General features: G+C 37.1%; 19 protein-coding genes. 15 read left to right on the top strand and 4 right to left on the bottom strand.

Going from position 1 to position 21,943, the window contains the following annotated elements:
- Nucleotides 1–239: 239 nt before the first annotated feature.
- On the top strand, nt 240–2,612 hold the full coding sequence (locus tag ACQ5H4_RS18195) for a polyprenyl synthetase family protein (protein WP_430776407.1): 2,373 nt from the start codon (nt 240–242) through the stop codon (nt 2,610–2,612).
- A 265-nt stretch (nt 2,613–2,877) separates the two neighbouring features.
- Entirely contained in the window at nt 2,878–3,678 is an 801-nt protein-coding gene (zupT, locus tag ACQ5H4_RS18190) for a zinc transporter ZupT (protein ID WP_430776406.1), read from the top strand.
- 50 nt (nt 3,679–3,728) lie between these two features.
- Here the strand turns inward: zupT and ACQ5H4_RS18185 are convergent, their stop codons facing one another.
- Complete coding sequence (locus ACQ5H4_RS18185; protein ID WP_430776405.1) at nt 3,729–4,154, bottom strand: organic hydroperoxide resistance protein; 426 nt, start codon at nt 4,152–4,154, stop codon at nt 3,729–3,731.
- A 211-nt stretch (nt 4,155–4,365) separates the two neighbouring features.
- Between ACQ5H4_RS18185 and ACQ5H4_RS18180 the strand changes: the two genes are divergently transcribed.
- Nucleotides 4,366–4,815 carry a MarR family winged helix-turn-helix transcriptional regulator gene (locus ACQ5H4_RS18180; protein WP_430776404.1) on the top strand — a complete coding sequence of 150 codons (450 nt, stop codon included), beginning with the start codon at nt 4,366–4,368 and terminating at the stop codon, nt 4,813–4,815.
- Nucleotides 4,816–4,974: 159 nt separating this feature from the next.
- Nucleotides 4,975–5,463 (top strand): YhcN/YlaJ family sporulation lipoprotein, encoded by a 489-nt coding sequence (locus tag ACQ5H4_RS18175; RefSeq protein ID WP_430776403.1) that lies wholly within the window; start codon nt 4,975–4,977, stop codon nt 5,461–5,463.
- Between the two features lie 42 nt (nt 5,464–5,505).
- Here ACQ5H4_RS18175 and ACQ5H4_RS18170 read toward each other — a convergent pair whose 3' ends face one another.
- The 3 genes from ACQ5H4_RS18170 to ACQ5H4_RS18160 form a co-directional block, all read right to left on the bottom strand.
- Nucleotides 5,506–6,423 carry an aldo/keto reductase gene (locus tag ACQ5H4_RS18170; RefSeq protein WP_430776402.1) on the bottom strand — a complete coding sequence of 306 codons (918 nt, stop codon included), beginning with the start codon at nt 6,421–6,423 and terminating at the stop codon, nt 5,506–5,508.
- Between the two features lie 425 nt (nt 6,424–6,848).
- Nucleotides 6,849–7,688, bottom strand: coding sequence for a sensor histidine kinase (locus ACQ5H4_RS18165; RefSeq protein WP_430776401.1), 840 nt, complete (start codon nt 7,686–7,688; stop codon nt 6,849–6,851).
- A complete protein-coding gene (locus ACQ5H4_RS18160) occupies nt 7,685–8,152 on the bottom strand; it encodes a hypothetical protein (protein WP_430776400.1) in 468 nt (155 codons plus the stop codon). Before ACQ5H4_RS18160 ends, ACQ5H4_RS18165 begins: the two co-directional genes overlap by 4 nt.
- A gap of 230 nt (nt 8,153–8,382) precedes the next feature.
- Between ACQ5H4_RS18160 and ACQ5H4_RS18155 the strand changes: the two genes are divergently transcribed.
- The 11 genes from ACQ5H4_RS18155 (at nt 8,383) to ACQ5H4_RS18105 (ending at nt 21,930) form a co-directional block, all read left to right on the top strand.
- Nucleotides 8,383–8,874: a methylated-DNA--[protein]-cysteine S-methyltransferase gene (locus tag ACQ5H4_RS18155; protein WP_430776399.1), complete on the top strand. Its 492-nt coding sequence runs from the start codon at nt 8,383–8,385 to the stop codon at nt 8,872–8,874.
- 1,070 nt (nt 8,875–9,944) lie between these two features.
- Nucleotides 9,945–11,258, top strand: coding sequence for a S8 family peptidase (locus tag ACQ5H4_RS18150; RefSeq protein WP_430776398.1), 1,314 nt, complete (start codon nt 9,945–9,947; stop codon nt 11,256–11,258).
- Between the two features lie 445 nt (nt 11,259–11,703).
- Nucleotides 11,704–12,171: a flavodoxin gene (locus tag ACQ5H4_RS18145; protein ID WP_430776397.1), complete on the top strand. Its 468-nt coding sequence runs from the start codon at nt 11,704–11,706 to the stop codon at nt 12,169–12,171.
- The gene (locus ACQ5H4_RS18140) at nt 12,164–13,051 is read left to right on the top strand and encodes a hypothetical protein (RefSeq protein WP_430776396.1); all 888 of its coding nucleotides are present in this window, start codon (nt 12,164–12,166) and stop codon (nt 13,049–13,051) included. The genes ACQ5H4_RS18145 and ACQ5H4_RS18140 overlap by 8 nt, the downstream gene beginning before the upstream one ends.
- 11 nt (nt 13,052–13,062) lie before the next feature.
- Nucleotides 13,063–13,512 (top strand): flavodoxin, encoded by a 450-nt coding sequence (locus tag ACQ5H4_RS18135; protein WP_430776395.1) that lies wholly within the window; start codon nt 13,063–13,065, stop codon nt 13,510–13,512.
- A gap of 168 nt (nt 13,513–13,680) precedes the next feature.
- A complete protein-coding gene (locus tag ACQ5H4_RS18130) occupies nt 13,681–14,802 on the top strand; it encodes a sugar ABC transporter substrate-binding protein (protein WP_430776394.1) in 1,122 nt (373 codons plus the stop codon).
- Between the two features lie 291 nt (nt 14,803–15,093).
- Entirely contained in the window at nt 15,094–16,614 is a 1,521-nt protein-coding gene (locus ACQ5H4_RS18125; protein WP_430776393.1) for an ATP-binding cassette domain-containing protein, read from the top strand.
- A 12-nt stretch (nt 16,615–16,626) separates the two neighbouring features.
- Entirely contained in the window at nt 16,627–17,799 is a 1,173-nt protein-coding gene (locus ACQ5H4_RS18120) for a sugar ABC transporter permease (protein WP_430776392.1), read from the top strand.
- Between the two features lie 182 nt (nt 17,800–17,981).
- On the top strand, nt 17,982–18,959 hold the full coding sequence (locus ACQ5H4_RS18115; protein WP_430776391.1) for a sugar ABC transporter substrate-binding protein: 978 nt from the start codon (nt 17,982–17,984) through the stop codon (nt 18,957–18,959).
- Nucleotides 18,956–20,398, top strand: a complete 1,443-nt coding sequence (locus tag ACQ5H4_RS18110; protein ID WP_430776390.1) for a sensor histidine kinase — start codon at nt 18,956–18,958, stop codon at nt 20,396–20,398. The genes ACQ5H4_RS18115 and ACQ5H4_RS18110 overlap by 4 nt, the downstream gene beginning before the upstream one ends.
- Nucleotides 20,395–21,930 (top strand): response regulator, encoded by a 1,536-nt coding sequence (locus ACQ5H4_RS18105; RefSeq protein WP_430776389.1) that lies wholly within the window; start codon nt 20,395–20,397, stop codon nt 21,928–21,930. The genes ACQ5H4_RS18110 and ACQ5H4_RS18105 overlap by 4 nt, the downstream gene beginning before the upstream one ends.
- The last annotated feature ends 13 nt before the right edge of the window (nt 21,931–21,943 follow it).

Raw genomic sequence — 21,943 nt, 5'->3', positions numbered from 1 at the left:
TTCATGGTTATCTTTGTTATACATTCATTGTATACATCAAACTCAAAGAAGCAAACATTGTTTCATGACAAAAGTCGAGAGAATCCCATTTATAAACAGCTTTCATAAAATTTAAGGTAATTTTATGGCTAATAAATATATAATGATAGAATAAAATGACACGATAAAAACGGAATAATTATATGGAAACTACGATATTAAATACATATAGAAGATCATTAGTAGAGGGAATGTGTTGAATGACTGATGAATTAATAATAAATGCAGAGCTTTGTTATCGGCAGGCCGAAGAAAAGGCCGAACGATATTTCCAAACACTTAATAATGAGATCGAAAAAAAAACCTATTCAAAAGCCTTAATGAATGATATTCATTCGTGGAAACACAATCATATTCGTCATCATTCCCTATTATCCATGTTCTCTAATCGAGAGAAACGTGCAAGTTCAAAAGGATATCAAAGTTACCTTCAATGGCTAGACCATACGGGTAAACTGGAGAACTACTTAGACCGGAGTATTTCTTATCTTTATATGCGAGACCTCGGAAAATCATTAAACTCTGCCGAGACGCAGGCTAGTATTAGCGGCACGGTAAATAGTTGGAAGAAAAGTATTCTTTTAAATGGAGAAAATCAAAATGATTTATTAGGAATGGCCGGCTTGTACCGGAAGGCTCAAGAGGAAGGTATTGAGTTAACCATGATCTGGTTAATAGGTAAGTTGAAGACTGTTTCTGAGAATATTCCAGAGGGAATGGATGCAGAACATGCTCAAAGGAAGCTGATCAAAATCATTGCTGGTGTCCTTATGCATGTTCTTGAAGAGATGGATGACAAGATATCTTCTGAAGAAAGGTCTAAAAAACTGGATGAAGCGATCCGGCTAGGATATTGCTATGGTTTAACGTATCCGTTTATCGACGACCTTCTCGATGCGAAGCTGTTGTCGGATGAAGAGACCCAGTGGTATACGAATTTGATTCGTACGACCCTAACAACAGGGACTGTGCCTGAATTAGGAAGCTGGTCAGGAAAGAACGAACCTTTAATTCGTTTTATACATCAAGAGTTAGGTGCAGCTTTTGAATATATTAAAGCACATCAAAGACCTGAATCTCTGACATTGTTTTTTGAGCAATCGTATGTCTTTTTCCAATCTCAAGAAGTAGATAGGCAGAGGGATTTATCTCATTCCGCTTATACAAATGAAGATTTGTATGTACCAATCATTTTAAAATCATCTTCGTCACGTTTAATTGCACGGTCCGTCCTGGATGCTCCTCAAGATGAGGGATTTTCGGATCGGACGTTCTATTATGGTATATATAATCAGTTAGCAGATGATTTTGCAGATATGTTTGATGATATGAAGGATGGTGCGGTCACTCCATATACCTATTACATGAAGTATAAAGGGGTACGAAATGATTTAATCAATCCTTTTGAAATGTATTGGACCGTTATTTACTACCTTATACATAAGGTCTTTCAGTCAGATAAGAAAACATGCGAGGTAATTTTGGATCGAGCCATCAATGGCTTAAAACGCTTTAAAGAAAAAATGGGAACTAAGAAGTACAATGAAGTAATGGTGATGTTTGCTACAGATAATCAAATGTTTAATCGTCTCATACAGAAGATGGTTAGAAAAGCGGATGATGTGGATTTCTTTGATAAATTACTTCGAGATCACATCATTACGACTCTAAGAAACGAGAGGAAAGAGCAAGAGGAATTTTTAAATACCATTGACGAGTTTCGGAATGAAATCAACAACCTTTTACCTATAGCTCATAACAAAGATGTAGCTGTGCCTAACCAATCGATTATTGAAGCATCTAATTACAGCCTTGAAGGAGATGGGAAACGGCTGCGGTCGATCATGGCTTGGGTAATGGGGGTACAGGGATTCAGTTTAAATAAGGAATCCATCCTTCCTTTATTAAAATCATTGGAGTATTTGCATACTGCTTCTCTCATTTTCGATGATCTTCCCTCTCAAGACAATTCAGATACTCGAAGAGGGAGGCCAACCCTTCACCATGTATATAACATAGCGGTAGCTGAAATATCGGGTATATTTTTAACCCAGAAAGCGATGGAAGAACAAGCAACTCTAGCTTCCTATGAACCACAAACGGTGTTAAAGCTTATACATTACTCAGCACAAATGACAGGGATTATGTGTCAAGGTCAGGCGATGGACCTTGGATCGAAAGGGAAGAAATTAAGCATAGACCAACTGAATCAACTGAGTATGTATAAAACGGGATTAGCGTTTGAAGCTTCCCTGGTTATGCCAGCCATTCTTGCGGAGGCAAGCCCAACAGAAATAGACGCCTTGAAAAAGTACGCACGCCATGCTGGCATTGCTTTTCAAATCAAAGATGATCTCCTTGATGTAGAAGGTGATGTGAACCTGCTAGGAAAGCCTACAGGTCAAGATACAGGAAATAATAATTCTACCTTTGTCTCTATTCTAGGGAAAGATGGTGCAAAAAAGGAAATGTGGGAGCACTTCTGTCTCGCAACGCAAGCATTGCAGGAGATTCCGCGAAATATCCCTTTTTTAAAGCATTTATTGAATTATATCGTGAACCGTGATCATTAATGATTCCTTATAAAGGGGTCATTTTTTTTTAACTATGAAAATAGTGATTGCCGTACGGATGGTAAAAATATATAATAAAAGTTGTATTAGGGAAACAAATGTTTACTCATGAAATTTTTAAAGTTTATGGCACATTTTTTATACACACACATATCCTTTATAAAGATTAGTGAAATAGCTATATTTTTTTATGAAAAAGTTTGATTAAGGAAACATATTATCCTTGGTCCAAGTAACTTTAACGATAATTAAGGAGGATATTACAATGACGGAGAATCTGTTGTTGGCTTTTGGGTTAACTTTAATGGCAGGGCTTGCCACGGGGATTGGTAGTGTATTAGCATTTTTTACCTCTACAACCAACACAAAATTTCTTTCTGTTACTCTCGGTTTTTCGGCAGGTGTGATGATCTATGTTTCTATGATTGAGATCTTCATAAAAGCAAAGGATGCACTTGTAGGTTCTATGGGAAATGTGTTAGGTAACTGGATGACAGTGGCGGGTTTTTTCGGAGGGATGTTGTTAATTACATTAATTGATAAATTTATCCCTAAACAAGGAAATCCACATGAGTTGAAAAAAGTTGAGGATATGAACGATAAACCAAACAATCAGGCCCTTTTAAAAATGGGAACTTTTACAGCGCTGGCAATTGCAATTCATAACTTTCCTGAGGGGATTGCGACGTTTACTTCAGCTTTGCAGGATCCTGGTTTAGGTATTGCTATAGCCGTAGCGATCGCTATTCATAATATTCCTGAGGGGATTGCTGTTTCGGTGCCTGTTTATTTTGCCACTGGTGATAAGAAAAAGGCATTCAAACTGTCATTTTTATCCGGACTATCAGAACCAGTTGGCGCGTTAGTTGCTTATTTATTTTTGATGCCTTTCTTAAACGATGTAATGTTTGGCATCATCTTTGCCGCTGTGGCAGGAATTATGGTATTTATTTCACTTGATGAATTATTACCTGCCGCGAAAAGATATGATGAAACGCATTTATCCATCTACGGGTTAATCGGCGGAATGGCTGTAATGGCACTCAGTTTGTTATTATTCATTTAAATGGATACGTAAAAAGGCTTTCGACAGTTGGTCGAAAGCCTTTTTTGTGCTTATTTTACAATTTCTAAAGTTACGTCGATATTTCCTCTAGTTGCTTTTGAGTACGGACAGAAATGATGAGCTTTTTGAACTAAGTCTTCTAAGACAGCTCTTTCAATTCCAGTACCTTTTACTTGAAGTGTTACACCTAGCTTAAAGCCTTGGTCTGTTTCATCTTTTATAAGGCTAACGTTTGCTGTTACTTGTGATTCAAATTTTACACGTTCCGATCTTGCCATAAATTGAAGAGCTCCGTCAAAACAGGCAGCGTATCCTGCAGCAAATAATTGTTCAGGATTTGTTGCACTTGGTAATGATTTAGCTCTTGGTGTGCCTGGCATTGCGATATCAAGATGAATGGCACCTTCAGGAGATTGAACTTTCCCTTCTCTACCTCCAACTGCAGTTACACTAGATGTGAATAATACATTTGACATAAGAAATCATCCCTTTTCGAATGTGATTTTTTTCTAATTTCAATTGTGCAAAATCAATTAACTTATGTGTTTATATTAATAAATGAAGTATTAATTGTCAACAATTATATTGCGCAAAATTAAAATGTGTATTTGACGATAAGCAATGGGTACGATATGATTTTATAAAATTAATTCTATAATCAGTTTTTTAAAAGTTGAGGGATGAATCATGAAGTATGAAGATGAACTTGTGAAACTAGAAGACCATTTATGTTTCTCTTTATATGCTTGTTCAAGAGCGATTTTTCGTTTATATCGTCCGTTTTTAGACGAATTAAATTTAACTTATCCACAGTATCTGGTATTGCTCGTGTTATGGGAAAGAAAGCAAAGTTCAGTGAAAGAATTAGGAGAACTTCTAGGACTGGATTCGGGAACTTTAACTCCTATGCTAAAAAGAATGGAAGCAGCGGGTCTCGTCGAACGCAAAAGATCGGTTGAAGATGAGAGGGTTGTGATGATTACAATTACAGAGGAAGGAAATCTCATTAAAGAGAAGGCTGTTTGTATCCCACGGTCCCTTTTAGAATCAACGGGAATGACAGCGGAAGAAGTAATTACAATTAATAATGTGATAAAAAAACTACTTCAAAAGGTGAATACAGCTAGTTTAAAATGAGATCTGTTACGACGAGGTTTTAAGAAAAATAATGAATAGCTAGGTAAGAAGGTCCTTCCGCTACGGTTGGACTTTTTGCATGTTACAGCCTCTCATCCTGAATATATCTATCATTTTTAGCCAACATATAGGTTGAAAGAATGATCAGGAGTGAGTGCTTTGAACAGATATATGTTGTTTTTAGTTGTAACGGTAATGTCATTTTTTCTATCTGGCTGCGGATTTAATAATCATGCTAATGAAACTGAGGATCAGAAAGCAAATATAAGCCAAGCAAAGGCTAGAATCTTAAAAGATGAAACAGAAAAGGTAGATCCTACGATCAGGGTATCACAACTAGCAGAACAATATGTTGAGAAATTAGAGGAAGTAGAACGAGCAAATGTTATTTACTCCAACAACAATGCGTATGTTGCTATTAAACCATACCAAAATGAAAGTCTGTCAGAAGTGTTAGATCAAAAGATAGCTGACCAGGTACGAAAAGCAGATAATAAAATCCATAAAGTGTATGTATCTATAAATCCAGACTTTTTTACAACGATGAAATCCTATTCACATGATATAAGGTCTGGCAGGAACAAAGTTAGTTTATATCGAGATTTTTCTAATACAGTTATGAACTTTTTTGGAGTTGAAAGTGAATAAAAAACACACTCGTCTTTGTGGTGCGAGTGTGTTTGTATATGTTTATGGAAGGATATTTCCTGCTGCACGATAAATGCTATACCATTCTTCACGAGTAAGGTGGACTTTGCTAGCATGGATGCAATCCTTTAATCGATCTAGATTCGTAGTACCAACAACAGGTTGCATCTTGGCAGGATGACGTAGGATCCATGCAATCGCAATCGTTGTATTGCTTACATTGTATTTTTCTGCTAGTTGATTAATTTGTTGATTCAATTCAGGGAATTTTTCATTTCCTAAGAAAGTTCCTTCAAAGAAACCATATTGGAATGGAGACCATGGTTGAATCGTGATGTCGTTTAGACGACAGAAATCAAGGATGCTGCCATCGCGATTAATCGCTGATTCATTTTCCATATTCACGTTAATTCCACTAGAAATCATCGTGGCATTTGTGATACTAAATTGTAGTTGGTTAGCTACAATAGGTTGTTTTACATATTTTTTAAGAAGTAGAATTTGCATTGGATTTTGGTTTGACACGCCGAAATGACGAACCTTTCCAGATGTTTCAAGGATATCAAAAGCTTCAGCTACCTCTTCAGGTTCAACCAAAGCATCTGGTCGGTGTAGAAGTAGTGTATCCAGATAATCGGTTTTAAGACGCTTTAAAATGCCGTCTACTGACTCTAAAATGTATTCTTTAGAGAAATCAAACATCCCTTTTCTTATGCCACATTTGGATTGAAGGATCATTTTTTCACGAATATCGTCATTCATGTTGATAGCATCTGCAAATATTTCTTCACAAGCACCACCTCCATATATATCCGCATGATCAAAGAAGTTAGCTCCTTCTTCTAATGCAGTTTTTATAAAGCGCTCAACTTCGGGTTTTTCAAGTGCACTAATTCTCATACAGCCCACTGCAACAACTGGTACCTCTAATGTGCTATTTCCTAGTCTAATCGTTCTCAAGTGTGTTTCCTCCCAAGTGTACGATAGGGTAATTGTTGAGTGAATAGTTCCCAATGCTCTATTATCAACGCATTAACCAATCATAAGCATAATGTGCACGCTTTCACGAGTGTGTACAAGCATATTTTGCCATAACCTTTGGTCTTATTCAACTATTAACTATGTTTAGGATGGATGTTGAGTCCGAATGAAGCCCTGATAAGGACAGGGATTGGATTATGAAGGTAGTTTGAGTCCGAATGAAGCCCAGATAAGGACAGGGATTGGATTATGAAGAGAGTTCGAGTCCGAATGAACCCCTCATTCGGACAGAAATATGAACTAGAAGGCATCCGTGTCCAAATCATACCATCAAATGTGCATAAGTTGGCCAATCAACCTCCCTTTAAAAAAAGATCCTCGTTTTCACAAAAGAGAATCCATTATTAAACCACTTTTTTTGGAAAAACAATTTTAAAGCAAACTAGATCTTTATCAATTTTTACTTGTACGTCACCGTTGTATTTTTGTGTAATTTCTTTAATAATCGAAAGCCCAAAGCCTCTGCTTCTACTTTGTTCTCTAGGCTTGGTCGATTGCTCAATCTGAAAAAACGTTTCGTCAAATTTCTTTAGTGTACTCGAATTTTTTACTTCTATGACAACCGTCCGGTGTAGTTCTTGTATTAGGACAGAGATTTTTCGTTGTTCCTCTGGTAATTCCATCGTCGCGTCATAGCCATTATCTAACAAGTTACTCATTAAGCGAATAAAGTCCGTTGAGGAAATCATTTTCATAATCTCCTCGCTTGATATGTTTAGTAAAAATGCAATATGATCTCTCTTGAACTTTTCCATTTTAGTAAAAAGAACAGAGGCAAGAATCGGATTATTGATTTTTAATACTTGGTTGTTTATGTGGATATCACCAATTAATTCTTTCACATAGTTTTCAACTTCGGTGTAGTTTCCGATTTTTAACAATCCAGAAATAACCGTCAAATGATTATTCAGGTCGTGACGATCCGACCGGACTGAAGCAACTAACGAATGAAACTCCTTTTCATGAGTAGTTTCAGCGAGTTGAACTTTCTGTTTGGTTTCGCTTTGATAGATTTTTCCTATTATAAATAAAGAAGCAATATTTAATAAGATAACAATGAACATGCTAGCTGGAACACCTAGGATAAACGTGGTTTCCTTCATAATATATAAAGAACCAATAGACATAAAGGTTAAAAATATTTGCAGCAGTACAACAAAAATTAATGGAACAATTCCTTTCATTGGAACCTACTAGCTAGATACGGGATTTTTATGTTCTTTTTATAGAAAACATATGCAGCCAGAGCCATCGGGAGATTGGTTGCGTTAGCGATCAATATGCGTTTCCAAGAACTAGCTAATATAGTTTCCATATCTAAAGAAAATAATTGTGTATATAAAAGAATAAATACTGTCTGAAACGTGAAAATCAAAATATAAAAAATTAAAGCAAACAAGAATCCTTGAATAATCTTTAATTTAAAGAATAAAGAGGCCAATAAAGCAACAACAACAAATAGTAAATAGACCTTAAACGAAAAGGTCATATACTGATCCGCAAAAAATGCTATCGCAGAATATAAAACTGATAATAATAAATAGGACTGTCCATTTGCTTTTATAGAAATTCCGAGTAGCACGAAAGTTAGTGCAACCGCGGCTAGTGTTTCTGGTAAGGATAGTAAAAAGTAACTGTACCAAGCCATGAATATTCTCTCCTAAAATGATAGTAATGTTTAAAAGTATAATAAATAATAGCATGGATTTGTTCGTATTAACAAACTAATTTCTGCAATTTATGAGTTTTATTTGAATGTACTTATAGTACAAAAATAATAAGATGTTTTTTCACCATCGATGTATGAATATAGAGCAATTACGACAAATTGGGAAAGTTGGCAAGCATATGCGACTTTCTATTTATGGAGGTCTCTTTATGACTACTAACACATATATAATCGATTATCAGTCACCAATAGGAGTATTAGAAATGATCGGATCAATGAATGAGATTTATTCCATCATGTTCGTAGACCGGGAGCAGATTCAACATACCATTCAAGAGGAATCCCCTAAAGTATTAATAGATTGTTTGAATCAAATCGATGAATATTTTAAGGGGACACGCCAAGTATTCACTTTTCCTTATAAATTAGAGGGAACAAATTTTCAGCAAACAGTGTGGAAGGCATTAGCCAGTATTCTGTTTGGTGAAACAGGAACTTATAAGGAACTTGCTATAAAGATTAACAATGAAAAAGCAATTAGAGCAGTTGGTCATGCAAATGGTAGAAATAAGCTAAGTATTGTCATCCCATGCCACAGAATCATTGGTACTAGTGGGAAGCTCACAGGATATGCGGGTGGATTGTGGCGGAAGGAATGGTTGCTACAGCATGAAAAAGAAGTGTTTATTGGGAAAAATTAATCGGAAGCTCTTAACACAAAGGTGATAGAGCTTTTTTGTTTTCTATTAATATAATTTAAAGAGGGGCAAACCGTTTCCTTGCAAAACAGTGAAAATGTCCAACTAGGTCAAAAGATTAATATTGAAATAACCGAATAATATGAGTGTTGATCCTATTAATTTCATAAATTAATAGGATTTTTTAATGCTTATATCCGTTGAGGTTCCTTTTCCTCTATTCTGGGTCCGAATGAGGGGTTAATTCGGACAGGAAAAGTATATTTAGGAATTATGTAGTCCGAATGCGAGGATGATTCGGACAACCCAAGCATTGTAAGGAATAAAGGAGTCCGAATGAGGGGGTGATTCGGACAGTCCAAGTATTGTAAGGAATTAAGGAGTCCGAATGCGAGGATGATTCGGACAACCCAAGCATTGTAAGGAATTACGGAGTCCGAATGAGGGGGTGATTCGGACAGCAACAGCATTGTCAGGAATTAAGGAGTCCGAATGAGGGGGGATTCGGACAGTCCAAGCATTGTAAGGAATTACGGAGTCCGAATGAGAGGGTGATTCGGACAGCCCAAGCATTGTAAGGAATTACGGAGTCCGAATGAGGAGCTGATTCGGACAGTCCAAGCATTGTAAGGGATTACGGAGTCCGAATGAGGAGCTGATTCGGACAGTCCCAGTATTGTAAGGAATGAAGGAGTCCGAATGAGGGGATGATTCGGACAGTCCAAGTATTGTAAGGAATGAAGGAGTCCGAATGAGGAGCTGATTCGGACAGCAACAGCATTGTAAGGAATTACGGAGTCCGAATGAGGAGCTTATTCGGACAGCAACAGCATTGTAAGGAATTACAGAGTCCGAATAAGGGGTCGATTCGGATAGCCCAAGCATCGCCAGGAATTACAGAGTGAGGCTTTAGTATTCAGCCCGTGGATCTTCTATTCTACTCTATCGATAACTATTATTAGAATCGCTCTCGTTATGCGCCTTATTTTTACTAACTTGGACAAGCGCCGACGCAAACTCTCTCGCAACTTCATATATCTGTAAAAGAATGATTATGATAGGAGGGAATTGGATTGTTTGGGTATTCAATGGTTCAAATGGTAAGAGCGCATGCGGATAAGTTGGAGCGGCCATTAAGGGAACAAATTTTAAATTTGTATAAACCCTTTAAATGGACGCCTTGCTTTTTGCATAATATGTTCGAAACGATGTTAAAACGAAGTAAAAAGTACTCGGTGATTATTGAATTTCAAGAGGGATGTTACGATACTGGTTGTAAAGAAGTAGATGGAGTAATGAATCATCATATGAGAAATAAAATTAAAAGTCATTTTCCTAGAGTGTCCTGCTGTAGTGCTGATATAACTCCTAGTGGGTTAGAAGAAATGCTCACTAGTTGTAATCATATTAAAAGAGTGTACCTCAATAGTGAGGTAAAGGCTTTTCTTAATGTAGCAGTACCCTCTGCAAAAGCTTCTAATATTGTAAGAAACGGGACAATATTAACGGGTAACGGTGTGAAAATCGCCATTATAGATACAGGAATCTATCCGCATCCAGATCTTTCAGGTAGAATTACAGATTTTGTCGACTTTATCAATAATCGAACAGAAGCTTATGATGATAATGGTCATGGTACGCACTGTGCAGGAGATGCTGCTTCTGCCTCTGTAAATTATGCGGGGCCAGCTCCAAGGGCAAACTTGGTAGGAGTAAAGGTACTTGATAAAATGGGGTCAGGTTCACTTGAAACCGTGATGCAAGGGGTGGACTGGTGTATTCAATATAATGAAAATAACCCAAATAATAAAATTGACATTATAAGTATGTCGTTAGGAAGTACCGCGCAAAACTACCGAACTGAAGATGATGATCCAATGGTTAAGATGGTAGAAGAAGCGTGGGCATCTGGAATCGTTGTTTGTGTTGCGGCTGGGAATGAAGGGCCAGAAAAAGGTACGATTGCTAGTCCTGGATTAAGTGATAAAGTCATAACGGTAGGTGCGCTTGATGATCGGAATACTTTAGAGAGAAACGACGATGATGTGGCGAGCTTCTCCAGTCGGGGACCAACCATCTATGGTGGAGTAAAACCTGATATATTAGCACCTGGAGTAAATATTGTTTCATTAAGATCGCCAAATTCCTATTTAGATAAATTGCAAAAAAGCAGTCGAGTAGAAAATGACTATACTACATTATCGGGTACTTCGATGGCGACACCCATTTGTGCAGGGGTTGTTGCGTTAATGAAAGAAGCAAATCCAAGTCTAACACCTGATAAAATCAAAGAATTATTAATGACTAACACAGATGTTTGGCGAGATCGAGATAAGAATATTTATGGTTCCGGTTATATTAATGCAGAAAGATCTGTCCCAAAGTAATGGTCGATAAAAAGCTGCTTATTCCCGCATCAAGAGGGTCCGCACTTTTTGGTTGGGGATCAGGTTAAGCATCATAGCTGATGATAAATAGAAGAAAAAATTCCGCTTAATTAATAATTTTTATTAAAAATAGTTTAAATAGACGGAGAAATTCCGCCTATCGACTCGAAAAATTCAAAAATGGGAAAGTTTGCTTTGCTTAATCGGAAAATCTCCCCTTATTTTCCCCCGAAACGAGCTCCAGTCTGCATCTAACCGGAAAACCTCCGTTTATTTTTACTTTTAGATTTCGTATTCCTTATAAAGAAACTCTCCATTAATCAGGAGAGCTTTTTTTGTATTAAAAGGTATTTACGCAAAAAAATACAATTGACATTGAGAATCATTATCGATTATATTTAAGTTGTTAATAATGATAATCATTTTCAATTAGAGGAGGAGAACAGTGAAAATATTTATTGGCTATGCAAGTATGTCCGGTAATACAGAGGATATGGCGAATATTTTGAAGGAAACTCTTCTTGAATGTGGATGTGAGGTAGATCTACTTGATTTAGAAACAGTAGATATACATTCTTTAAAAAGCTATGATTGTATCTTTCTTGGTACATACACCTGGGGAGATGGGGATCTGCCGTATGAGGTTGAAGAGTTTTTCGAGGAACTTAAAAACCTCCGTTTAAATGGAATAAAGGCTGCTTGCTTCGGCTCAGGTGATACTCTCTATCCTAAGTTTTGTATGGCCGTGGATATTATGGAATCAACACTGAAGGAACATGGCTGTGATGTATTTGAGGAAAAATTAAAGATAGAACTAAGTCCTGAAACGGACGAGGAAATAGAAGAATGCAGTCAATTTGCGAAGTCATTTTATCAATGGGCTAATAAGGGGGAGAAGCTTACATATGTTTGAAAAAGGGTCTACAGCCGTTTTGTCCACTGCTAGCTTACCGTTCATTGTGGCTGTGAAAAATACGGGTCTATACTCTTTTGAAAAAGGTGAGTGGCTCTTGCAGTATCCCCTTTCTCACAGCATTTATAAGCTAGTATATATATCTCCATATATTTTTGGAATAGGAGACAATGGGCTAATCGTTCGTTATAACCCATATAACAATAAATGGACACATACATTCTTCCCTACACCCCAACGACTTTGGGATGTCGCAGGGAATGAGTCAGGTCTTATTATTACCCATGTAGGAAGCAAGCTTTATATCTCATATAACTTTGGTTCCAACTGGTCTGTGATCCATCCTTTTAAAGAATTGTCTATTAAACCATTCATCCGCTCCTTATTTTTGTATAAAGAGCACTTATACATTGGGACTCAAATTAATAGAGAATCAGGCGGTCTTTGGGGTTTTTCTTTGGAAAGTGGTGAATTAACCCTTGTAAAAAAGGAATCAAACTCCATGATTTCTTCCATTTATATAGATTGTGAGAATTGTATGTTTATTGCAAAAGGAAATGCCAGATCTAAAGAGGGATCTATAGAAATGAGATCACTTCGTGCATCAAGATGGAGAACCTTTGAGCCATCCATCTCGGAGAAGGCATTTTTAGATGTATTTAATGTAGGAAAGAACTTATATACAACCACAAGTAAGGATGAATACGGTTTTTCTAGAATTTATGAAATCAACAAACTGAGCCAAATGTTATTACCTATTGAAACCATCGAGGGGCATGGCTTTAGGGGAGCTGGCTTTAAAGATGAATTGTTTATTAGTTCTCCTATCGAAAGCAAGTGGATTGATCGAAGTTATGAAATAACAAAACTCGTACACTAGGAGAGATGATCATGAAAATTGGTGTTGTTTACGCAAGTATGTCGGGGAATACAGAAGCAATTGCAGATTTGATAGATGAACAACTTAAAAAGCATAACCATGATGTAGATCTCAAGGATATGCTTAGCTTACCCGCTAGCGATTTTTTGCATTATGATCTTATCTTTATCGGAATGTATACTTGGGGAGATGGAGATTATCCCGATGAATGTCTAGATATTATTGAAGAAGTGGAACAGTTAGATTTAAATAAGAAGCTATTTGCCTTATTTGGATCTGGAGACACTTCTTATCCTGAATTCTGCGGTGCCTTAGATAAGCTTAAGGAATTAATTGAGAATCAGAACGGAGTATGCATAGGAGAACCATTAAGAATCGAATTTAATCCAAGTAAAGCAGATGAAGAAGAGATCAATCAGTTTGTCATCCAAGCCTTATCTGTTTTTGAAAAGAGTAGTTAAAGCTTTATGGAGTGGGTCTGGGTCAACCAGAGCCACTCTTTTTGTCCTATAGTATAAAAAAGTGCAGACGATACCAAAACAATGCTAGTGTTAACGCTTACATAACAATCTTCGACTTTTTATAATTAACTTGTAACCAAATGAGACAAATATTAAGGGGGAAACAAGATGAAAAAGTTTCTGAAAACGATTTCTTTATTGCTAGCTTTTATGTTAGTGGCAGGTATGCTTGCCGCGTGTAACAGCGAAAGTAGCGGTGGTGGAAGCAACAGTAGCAAAGTAAGTGTTGGAATCGTATTACCAACTAAGGATGAACCAAGATGGGTTCAAGACGAACAAAGATTCAAGGATGCTCTTTCAGGCTCTGAATATACAACAGAGATTCTTTTTAGCCAAGGCTCTTCTGCTAAGGAAAAAGAAAATGTAGAAACATTATTAAACAAAGGTATCGAAATACTAATTATTAGCCCTCAAGATGGTGATGCAGCAGCGGCTGCTGTTGAAGCTGCGAAGAAGGACGGAGTTACGGTTATTGCTTACGATCGTTTAATTACAAACACAGATGCAGTAGATTACTATGTAACATTTGATAGTCTCGCAGTAGGTGCAGCTCAAGGCCAATACTTAATTGATTCTGCAGAAGGTTCAAATGTTCCATTGTACTTATATGCGGGAGCTGCTTCTGATAATAATGCTTTCTTGTTCTTTGAAGGAGCTTGGAGCGTTCTTCAACCAAAGATTGCTGATGGAACATTTACCATTGCAAACTCAAGTGAAGCTGAGAAGTTAAAAGATAAAGCGGAATTAACTCGTGATGAAATGAGTAAAATTCTTGGTCAAGTAACAACAAACTGGGATCCAAATGAAGCGAAAAACAAAGCTCAAACACACTTAACAGCTGTTGGAGCAGATATGAAGGGTGATGTAGCTATTCTTGCACCAAACGATGGCACAGCTCGTTCTATTGCAGACGTATTCTCTTCTGACGGAGAAGTTACTAGCTTTACAGTAACAGGACAAGACGCTGAAAAAGCATCTATTCAATATGTAATCGATGGCAAACAATCAATGACTGTATTTAAGGATGTTCGTACTCTTGTTACGGATGCAATGGGAATGGCTGTTGATATCCTTGATGGAAAGACACCTGAAACGACAGGTAGCTACGATAACGGAGAAGTAGAAGTAAAAGCGAAACAAACAGATGTTATCGTTGTTGACGAGGAAAATGTGAAGAGTGAATTAATTGACTCAGGTTACTACGAAGCAAGCGAATTTACTGGACTTTAAAAAAGGCTGTTTTCGTAAAGTTTGTTGTTTTGGAAAAATCCCAAGTGCCGGATTTTTCCCCGCGTAACGCTGGATTTATTGGTCTATTTGGAGAGTAGCTCTTTTCTAAGGATGAAAATATTCTGATTGGCTGTTGAAACATATAGTTAATTTCCTAAAAAGGGTGTATGTATCAACAATGTTTTAGAAAAGAGCCTTAAAAAATAAACAGAGTTTGTTGCGAAATAGTGGTAGAGTGGTCTATCACTATTTCGTAATTGTAAACAGTTGTCTTGTAAAGGAGGCATTCAAATGAGTGAATATATTTTGGAGATGAAACAAATCTCCAAGAACTTTTCAGGAGTAAAAGCACTAAGCGATGTGAATTTCAAAGTAGAAAAAGGTGAGATTCATTGTTTAATAGGTGAAAACGGTGCAGGAAAGTCAACACTGATGAAGGTACTAAGCGGAGTTTATCCTTATGGAACTTACGAAGGAGATATTCTGTACGAAGGAAATGTACAACAGTTTAACAAGATTAGTGACAGCGTAAAAACAGGAATCGTTATTATTTATCAGGAGCTGGCTTTATTTCCTGACCTAACTGTATATGAAAATATTTTTGCAGGTAATGAAGTGAAAAATGGTGGCATTGTGGACTGGAATAAAACCATTGCTGAAGCAAAAAAAATGCTGAACAAGGTGAAGCTAGATGTTAATCCAGATACACTCATTAAAGATTTGGGAGTAGGGAAACGGCAACTAGTTGAAATTGCAAAAGCTCTAAGCAAGGACGTTAAGCTACTTATTCTAGATGAACCAACAGCCGCACTGAATGAGGATGATAGTGAAAACCTGCTTGAGTTATTACGTGAGCTTAAGAACCAAGGGATCACGTGTATCATGATTTCACACAAGCTAAAAGAAGTTATTTCTATTGCAGATAAAGCAACGGTTCTCCGGGATGGTCAGACTATTTGTACATTGGATGCAGCAAAGGGAGAAATCAATGAAAGTACGATCATAAAGAACATGGTTGGTCGTGCGATAGAAGATATATATCCGAAAAGAGAAAAGCAAGCATTCGGTGGAAAAATTCTTGAATTGTTTAATTGGTCTGCCTATGATCCTCAATTAGGTAGACAAGTCGTGAAAAATGTAAATCTACATGTGAAGAAAGGTGAAATTGTAGGGATTGCAGGACTGATGGGTTCAGGACGTACTGAACTTGCGCTGAGTATCTTTGGTAATGCAAAGTCCTATAAGGTAGAGGGAGATTTAGTTATAGCAGGAATCTCAAAAATGCTCAATCATCCAAGCGATGCGATAAAAGCGGGAATTGCTTATGTGACCGAGGACAGAAAGGGCGATGGATTATTTTTAATCCAAGACATTAAAAGCAATATATCGGCAGCCAATCTAAAGGGAATTTCCTCAAATGGCATGATCAATGACAATGAAGAAATTAAGATTGCAGACCATTATAAAAAATCATTAACGATAAAAGCCTCTTCCTTAGAGCAATTAGTTGGTAACTTGAGCGGAGGGAATCAGCAAAAGGTGTCTTTAGGAAAATGGCTGTTTGTTGGACCCAAGCTGTTAATTCTTGATGAGCCTACTCGAGGGATAGATGTGGGGGCTAAATTTGAAATTTATACAGTTATGAACGAGTTAATTAAACAAGGTATGAGTATTATTATGATTTCATCTGAGCTTGGTGAAGTATTAGGTATGAGCGACCGTGTGTATGTAATGGCCCAAGGTGAAATAAAAGGTGAGTTGTCAATAGATGAAGCAAACCAAGAAAATATAATGCAGCTTGCTACGCAATAGGAGGTATATACAATGAGTCTTTTTAAGGAAGCAAAAACATTAATCAGTGAGAATATTCGTGACTATGGTATGTATATTGCCCTGTTTGTCATCATTCTTACCTTCTCATTTATGACGGACGGTTTATTTATGTCCTCTCGTAATATAAGTAATTTACTAGATTCAGCTGGATATATTGCTGTTTTAGCTGTTGGTATGACACTAGTTATTGTCATTAGACATATCGATTTATCGGTTGGGTATGTAGCTGGATTCCTTGGGGCAATTGCCGCTATCCTTTTAACCCAAGCAGGAGTATCTATGTATATAACAATCCCAATCATACTTATTTTAGGAATCGTTGTAGGATTGTTTAATGGTTTCCTTGTTGCACAAATTGGAATACCATCCTTTGTTGCCACTTTAGCCGGAATGCTTATCTTTAGAGGAGCATTGTTACAGGTAACAGAAAAAACAGGAACGATTATTATTCAAGATGACAAGTTTAATGCAATCGGTAACGGATTTATTCCTTCTCTACTTCAAGTAGACGGTCTTCATTTACTTTCATTAATTGTTGGGTTAGTTGGAATCTTATTGTATATATACAGTGAAATTTCGACGCGTAGAAATAAGATTAAGTATGAATTTGAAGTAGTATCTAAAGGAATCTTTATTTTAAAACTCATTTTTATTTCGTCGATTATTGCTTATCTAACATGGATATTAGCTGGATATAATGGCTTTTCTTGGACGGTTATGATAATGCTACTCGTTGTCATTGTTTATCATTTCTTAACAACTAAAACAGTGCTTGGTAGACATATTTATGCAGTCGGTAGTAACCCAGAAGCAGCCCATCTTAGTGGGATGAATGTAAAGAAAATTACGTATATGGTATTCGGTTCAATGGGGATGTTAGCAGCACTTTCAGGTATTTTATTTACCTCGCGCTTGCAGTCAGCAACAACAACTGCAGGGACTTTGTTTGAACTTGATGCTATTGCAGCTGCATATGTTGGTGGAGTTTCTGCCGCTGGAGGAGTCGGAAAAGTTACGGGAGCCATTATCGGTGCAATTGTTATGGCTTCGTTATCAAATGGGATGAACTTACTTGGAGTGGGTATTTCTTATCAATATATCATCCGAGGTGGTGTATTAGCCTTAGCTGTAATTTTTGACGTTATGACTAGAAAAAAACGATAGATACGTAGAAGAGGGATTACAAAGGGTAGTCCCTCTATCTTTCTGTATTGGCAGTAAGTCCTCACTCCTTTCCCCTATAAAATCAACTATAAAAAGCTGAAAATTCCAACTAAATATTTGAAGAATTACTAGTAGATGATATGATGAGAGTAGTTTACTAGAAGTGGAAGGGGATCAGTCAATTGCGAAAAACCAGTATATTTTTACTATCCCTTACTTTCCTTTTCCTTTGCTATTTTACTTTTATATCTGCAAAAGAAGTTTTTCGCTCGGATTGGCAACTTTCTCAGAGTACGAATCAAAATGTGGAACAGCTTCGACTGGTATTAATTACTCAAGATATGGAAACATCCTTCTGGGATCAGGTAGAGAGTGGCGCTCGAAAGCAAGCCTTAAAGGAAGGGGCAAGTTTAGAGGTTTGGGGTAGCTACGGAAACAATCAGGAGGACTTTTTAGAAAAAATCGAAATCGCACTTTATTCAAAAGTAGATGGGATCATTGTACAAGGTTTAGATAACGCAGAGTTTAAAGATTTAACAAAAATAAAAGCATCGTTTTATGGTATTCCTATCATTACTGTAGCAAATGATGTTCCCATGTCAGAAAGCTTTAGAAGAACTTTTGTTGGTTCTGATCAGTATCAAGCGGGCCGAATGCTAGCAAATGAACTAACGAAAGAAATGGGTACATCAGGGACCGTGGTGTTAATGTACGATAGTGAGCATGAATATTATCAAACACAGAGACTAAGTGGAATACAAGATGTTTTAAATGTGTATCCAAATATTAAAACGGTTCTTGCTCAAACATCGGAAACAAGAGAGCAAGTTCTTACCACCACTCAAGATGTGATGAATCGTAATCCAGACGTGGATGCTTTTATAGCTGTCAATGCGAATTTTGCTGCGGGAATGGTTCAGGAAATTGGTAAGCGTTCTCAAGTAGAGCCTTTTTTCATCTATTCGTTTGACGATGGTCCTGAAACATTAACTCTACTAAAGGAAGAAAAGCTGGACGGGATGGTTAAGCAATCACCTGAGATGATGGGAGAAATTAGCGTTCAATTGATCATGGAGTGGTTAAATGGTGATACGGTTCCTCTCGATATAGACGGGTATTTTACAGATATTCATTTTTTGAAAGCGGTCGACGTACAATGAACAGTATTCAGAAAAAAATACTTACGTTAACAACAGTGGTTCTTGTGATTATGTCTGTAATTTGGGTAGCGCTTACATACTATAATCATAAAACGCAAAATCAATATAACGAAATTCTTCAACGATATTTAAGTCTGAACGAGGTAACGAATGCAAGCCAGCAGTTAATTACCGATCTTAATAACTATATGCTCAAGCCTACCTCTGAAAATCTAGAACTGCTCGAGCATAGCGAGGAAGGGTTAATAGAAGCAAAACGGGATGTAGATACACTAAGGAACCAAGAGAACAACTTCACTTTGTCTAATTATATTAACCTCATTGATAGTCTTCAAGAAACGACAGACAGGTTCCTATTATATTATGCCGAAAAAGATACGGAGGCCTCCACTAAGGAATTTACGGAGGCGATGAATATTTCCAATTATATATCTGAGATGACGTTGACCATGCTTGATACAGAGTTAAAGACCCATGACAAGTTTTATCGAAGCATTATCGAACGATCAGGAGAGGTTATTAAACTTGGTATATGGTTGTTGTTGCTAATTACGTTTGTACTTATTCTCATTACGTATTGGTTTTCATTAGGGATTACGAGACCTGTCCTTAAGTTAACACAAGCAGCCAACGAGCTATCAAATGGTAAATTTGATGTTGAAATCAAGGTGGAGACAAATGATGAGATTGCCTTTCTTGCTAGAACCTTTGACCGAATGCGTAACAATATTAATAACCTAATATTGGAAATTAAGAATAAGGCACAGCTTGAACGGGAACTTCAAGAAAATAAAATTTTATTACAAGAAAGTCAATTTCGAAGTCTACAGAGCCAGATCAATCCGCATTTTTTATTTAACACTCTCAATACACTTTCTAAGAAGGCATATTTAGAGGGTTCTGAAGAAACTAGTGATCTTCTCGTCAGCGTTGCAGGTTTGCTTCGGTATAATTTAAAACAAATTGATCGATCAGTAACTTTGTACGAGGAGGTTGCTGTATTAAAACAATATATGGATATACAAAAAGCAAGGTTTACTGAACGCCTGAAATTGTTCTTGGAGGTAGATGAAGATTGCCTATTTGTACGTATTCCAGCTCTCACTCTTCAACCGATTATTGAAAATGCAGTGATTCATGCCATTGAGCCGAGAGAAGAAGGCGGGATCATCTGGTTCCGGGTGAAGGATGGAGAAGACATGATTACAATTGAAATCGAAGACGATGGAAAAGGAATGGACCAAGAGAAAATTCAGCAAATTCTTGAAGAAAACACGATAGAAATGGAAGGTCACTCTACAGGAATTGGGTTCAGCAATGTCGTAAAGCGACTGCGTTTATTTTACGGTTATGATCATGTGATTGATATCTTAAGTGATAAAGGAAATGGGACGAAGGTTGTATTATATATTAAAAAGGAAGGAGTGAAAAAAGGATGATCAAGCTCCTAATCGTAGATGACGAACAAATAGAAAGGGAAGGCATGCAGGCGATCTTAGAAAAAACCTACCCTGAACATGTAATCAAACAAGCGAAAAATGGGAAAATGGCTGTTCAAATGGCTTCGGAGTTTCAACCTGATGTGATATTTATGGATATCAAGATGCCCGGAATAAACGGACTCGAGGCAGTCGAACAGATTAGTGCGAATCATCCGCATATCAAATTTATTATGGTGACAGCGTACGATACTTTTGATTATATGCGTCACGCCATTAAACTTGGAGTGAAGGATTATTTGCTAAAGCCGAGCAAAGCAAGTGATATTGTAGTAACGGTAGGCAAGGTTCTGAAACAGATTGATGAAGAACGAAAAACTCTTGCATTAAGTCAGTATCAGCAAAGTGCACTACAAAAAACACTAACTCTCGTTGAAACGGATGTGGTAACACAATTATTGTTTGATCATGTCCATGAAGTTCATGTAGATATGCTGGTGGAGATGCTCGATATTCCATCGACAAATGAAATGTTTGTGATGCTTGTGGTCCTTCCTACAGGGGTTGAGCATGTATATTCCAAAGTGAAAGAGAAAGTTAGACAAACAAAGAGTGGATGGGTAGGAGCGCTCTACGGGAGCCAGCTTCCAATTATTGTTTTCAGGCAGCCAGAGAAATCCTACCGTTCTCAAGCTACATCACTTGCAAGAGAGATACTTTCCCTTTCTCAAGCACAGCAAGGAACAGGATGGTTTATCGGTGTTGGTGAGGTGTGTTACTCACTAGATCACATAAGGCAATCGTATCAAGATGCGCTTGTTGCAACGATGGATACAACTTTACCAATTAAGTACCGTTTCTATAAGGATCTATCAGTTTTAGGAGATTCAAGTAATGGACAGCTTGCTCCACACCAGAAAAAAGAATTTTTCGATCAAATTCGCCTTGGTAACTGGGATTATATCCGACTGAACGTGTTGAATATATTACAAGTATACGAGAATGACGGGACAGAGTTGGTAAAAACGCAACAACGGATGTTGGAGGTACTATGGATCGTATCTCGCGTATTGAGTGAAATGGGACTAGAAACGGATAGCCCGCTATATTCTTCTCAAGCTACTGACTACCGTGAACTAAGATTAGAAACGATACAAATGCTAAATCGGATGCGGCAATCATATGTGAATCATTATGAAAAATTAGAATCAGATACGATTCAACAAATCAAACAATACATTATAGATCACTCGCACGAGGATATATCATTAGATACACTAGCAAAGAAAGTAGGGCTCAGCCCCATATATATCAGTAAGATGTTTAAAGAAAAGCTTGGAATTAACTATATCGACTTTTTAACGGAGTGTAGAATTGAGAAAGCAAAGAAATTAATGTGTGATCCTGAGAAGAGTATAAAGGAAATTACCTTTGAAGTTGGTTATCATGACCCCAATTACTTCAGTAAGGTGTTTAAAAAAATGGTTGCGGTTTCACCAAATAAATACCGAAAAACGCTTCTTGGTATTTAGTTTAGTCGGATAG

The sequence above is a fragment of the Bacillus coreaensis genome (assembly GCF_050586445.1).
GTDB classification, from domain to species: Bacteria; Bacillota; Bacilli; order Bacillales; family Cytobacillaceae; genus Robertmurraya_A; species Robertmurraya_A coreaensis.
Note: the sequence above shows the minus strand (reverse complement) of the source record. Positions and strands in the feature narration are given on the sequence as shown.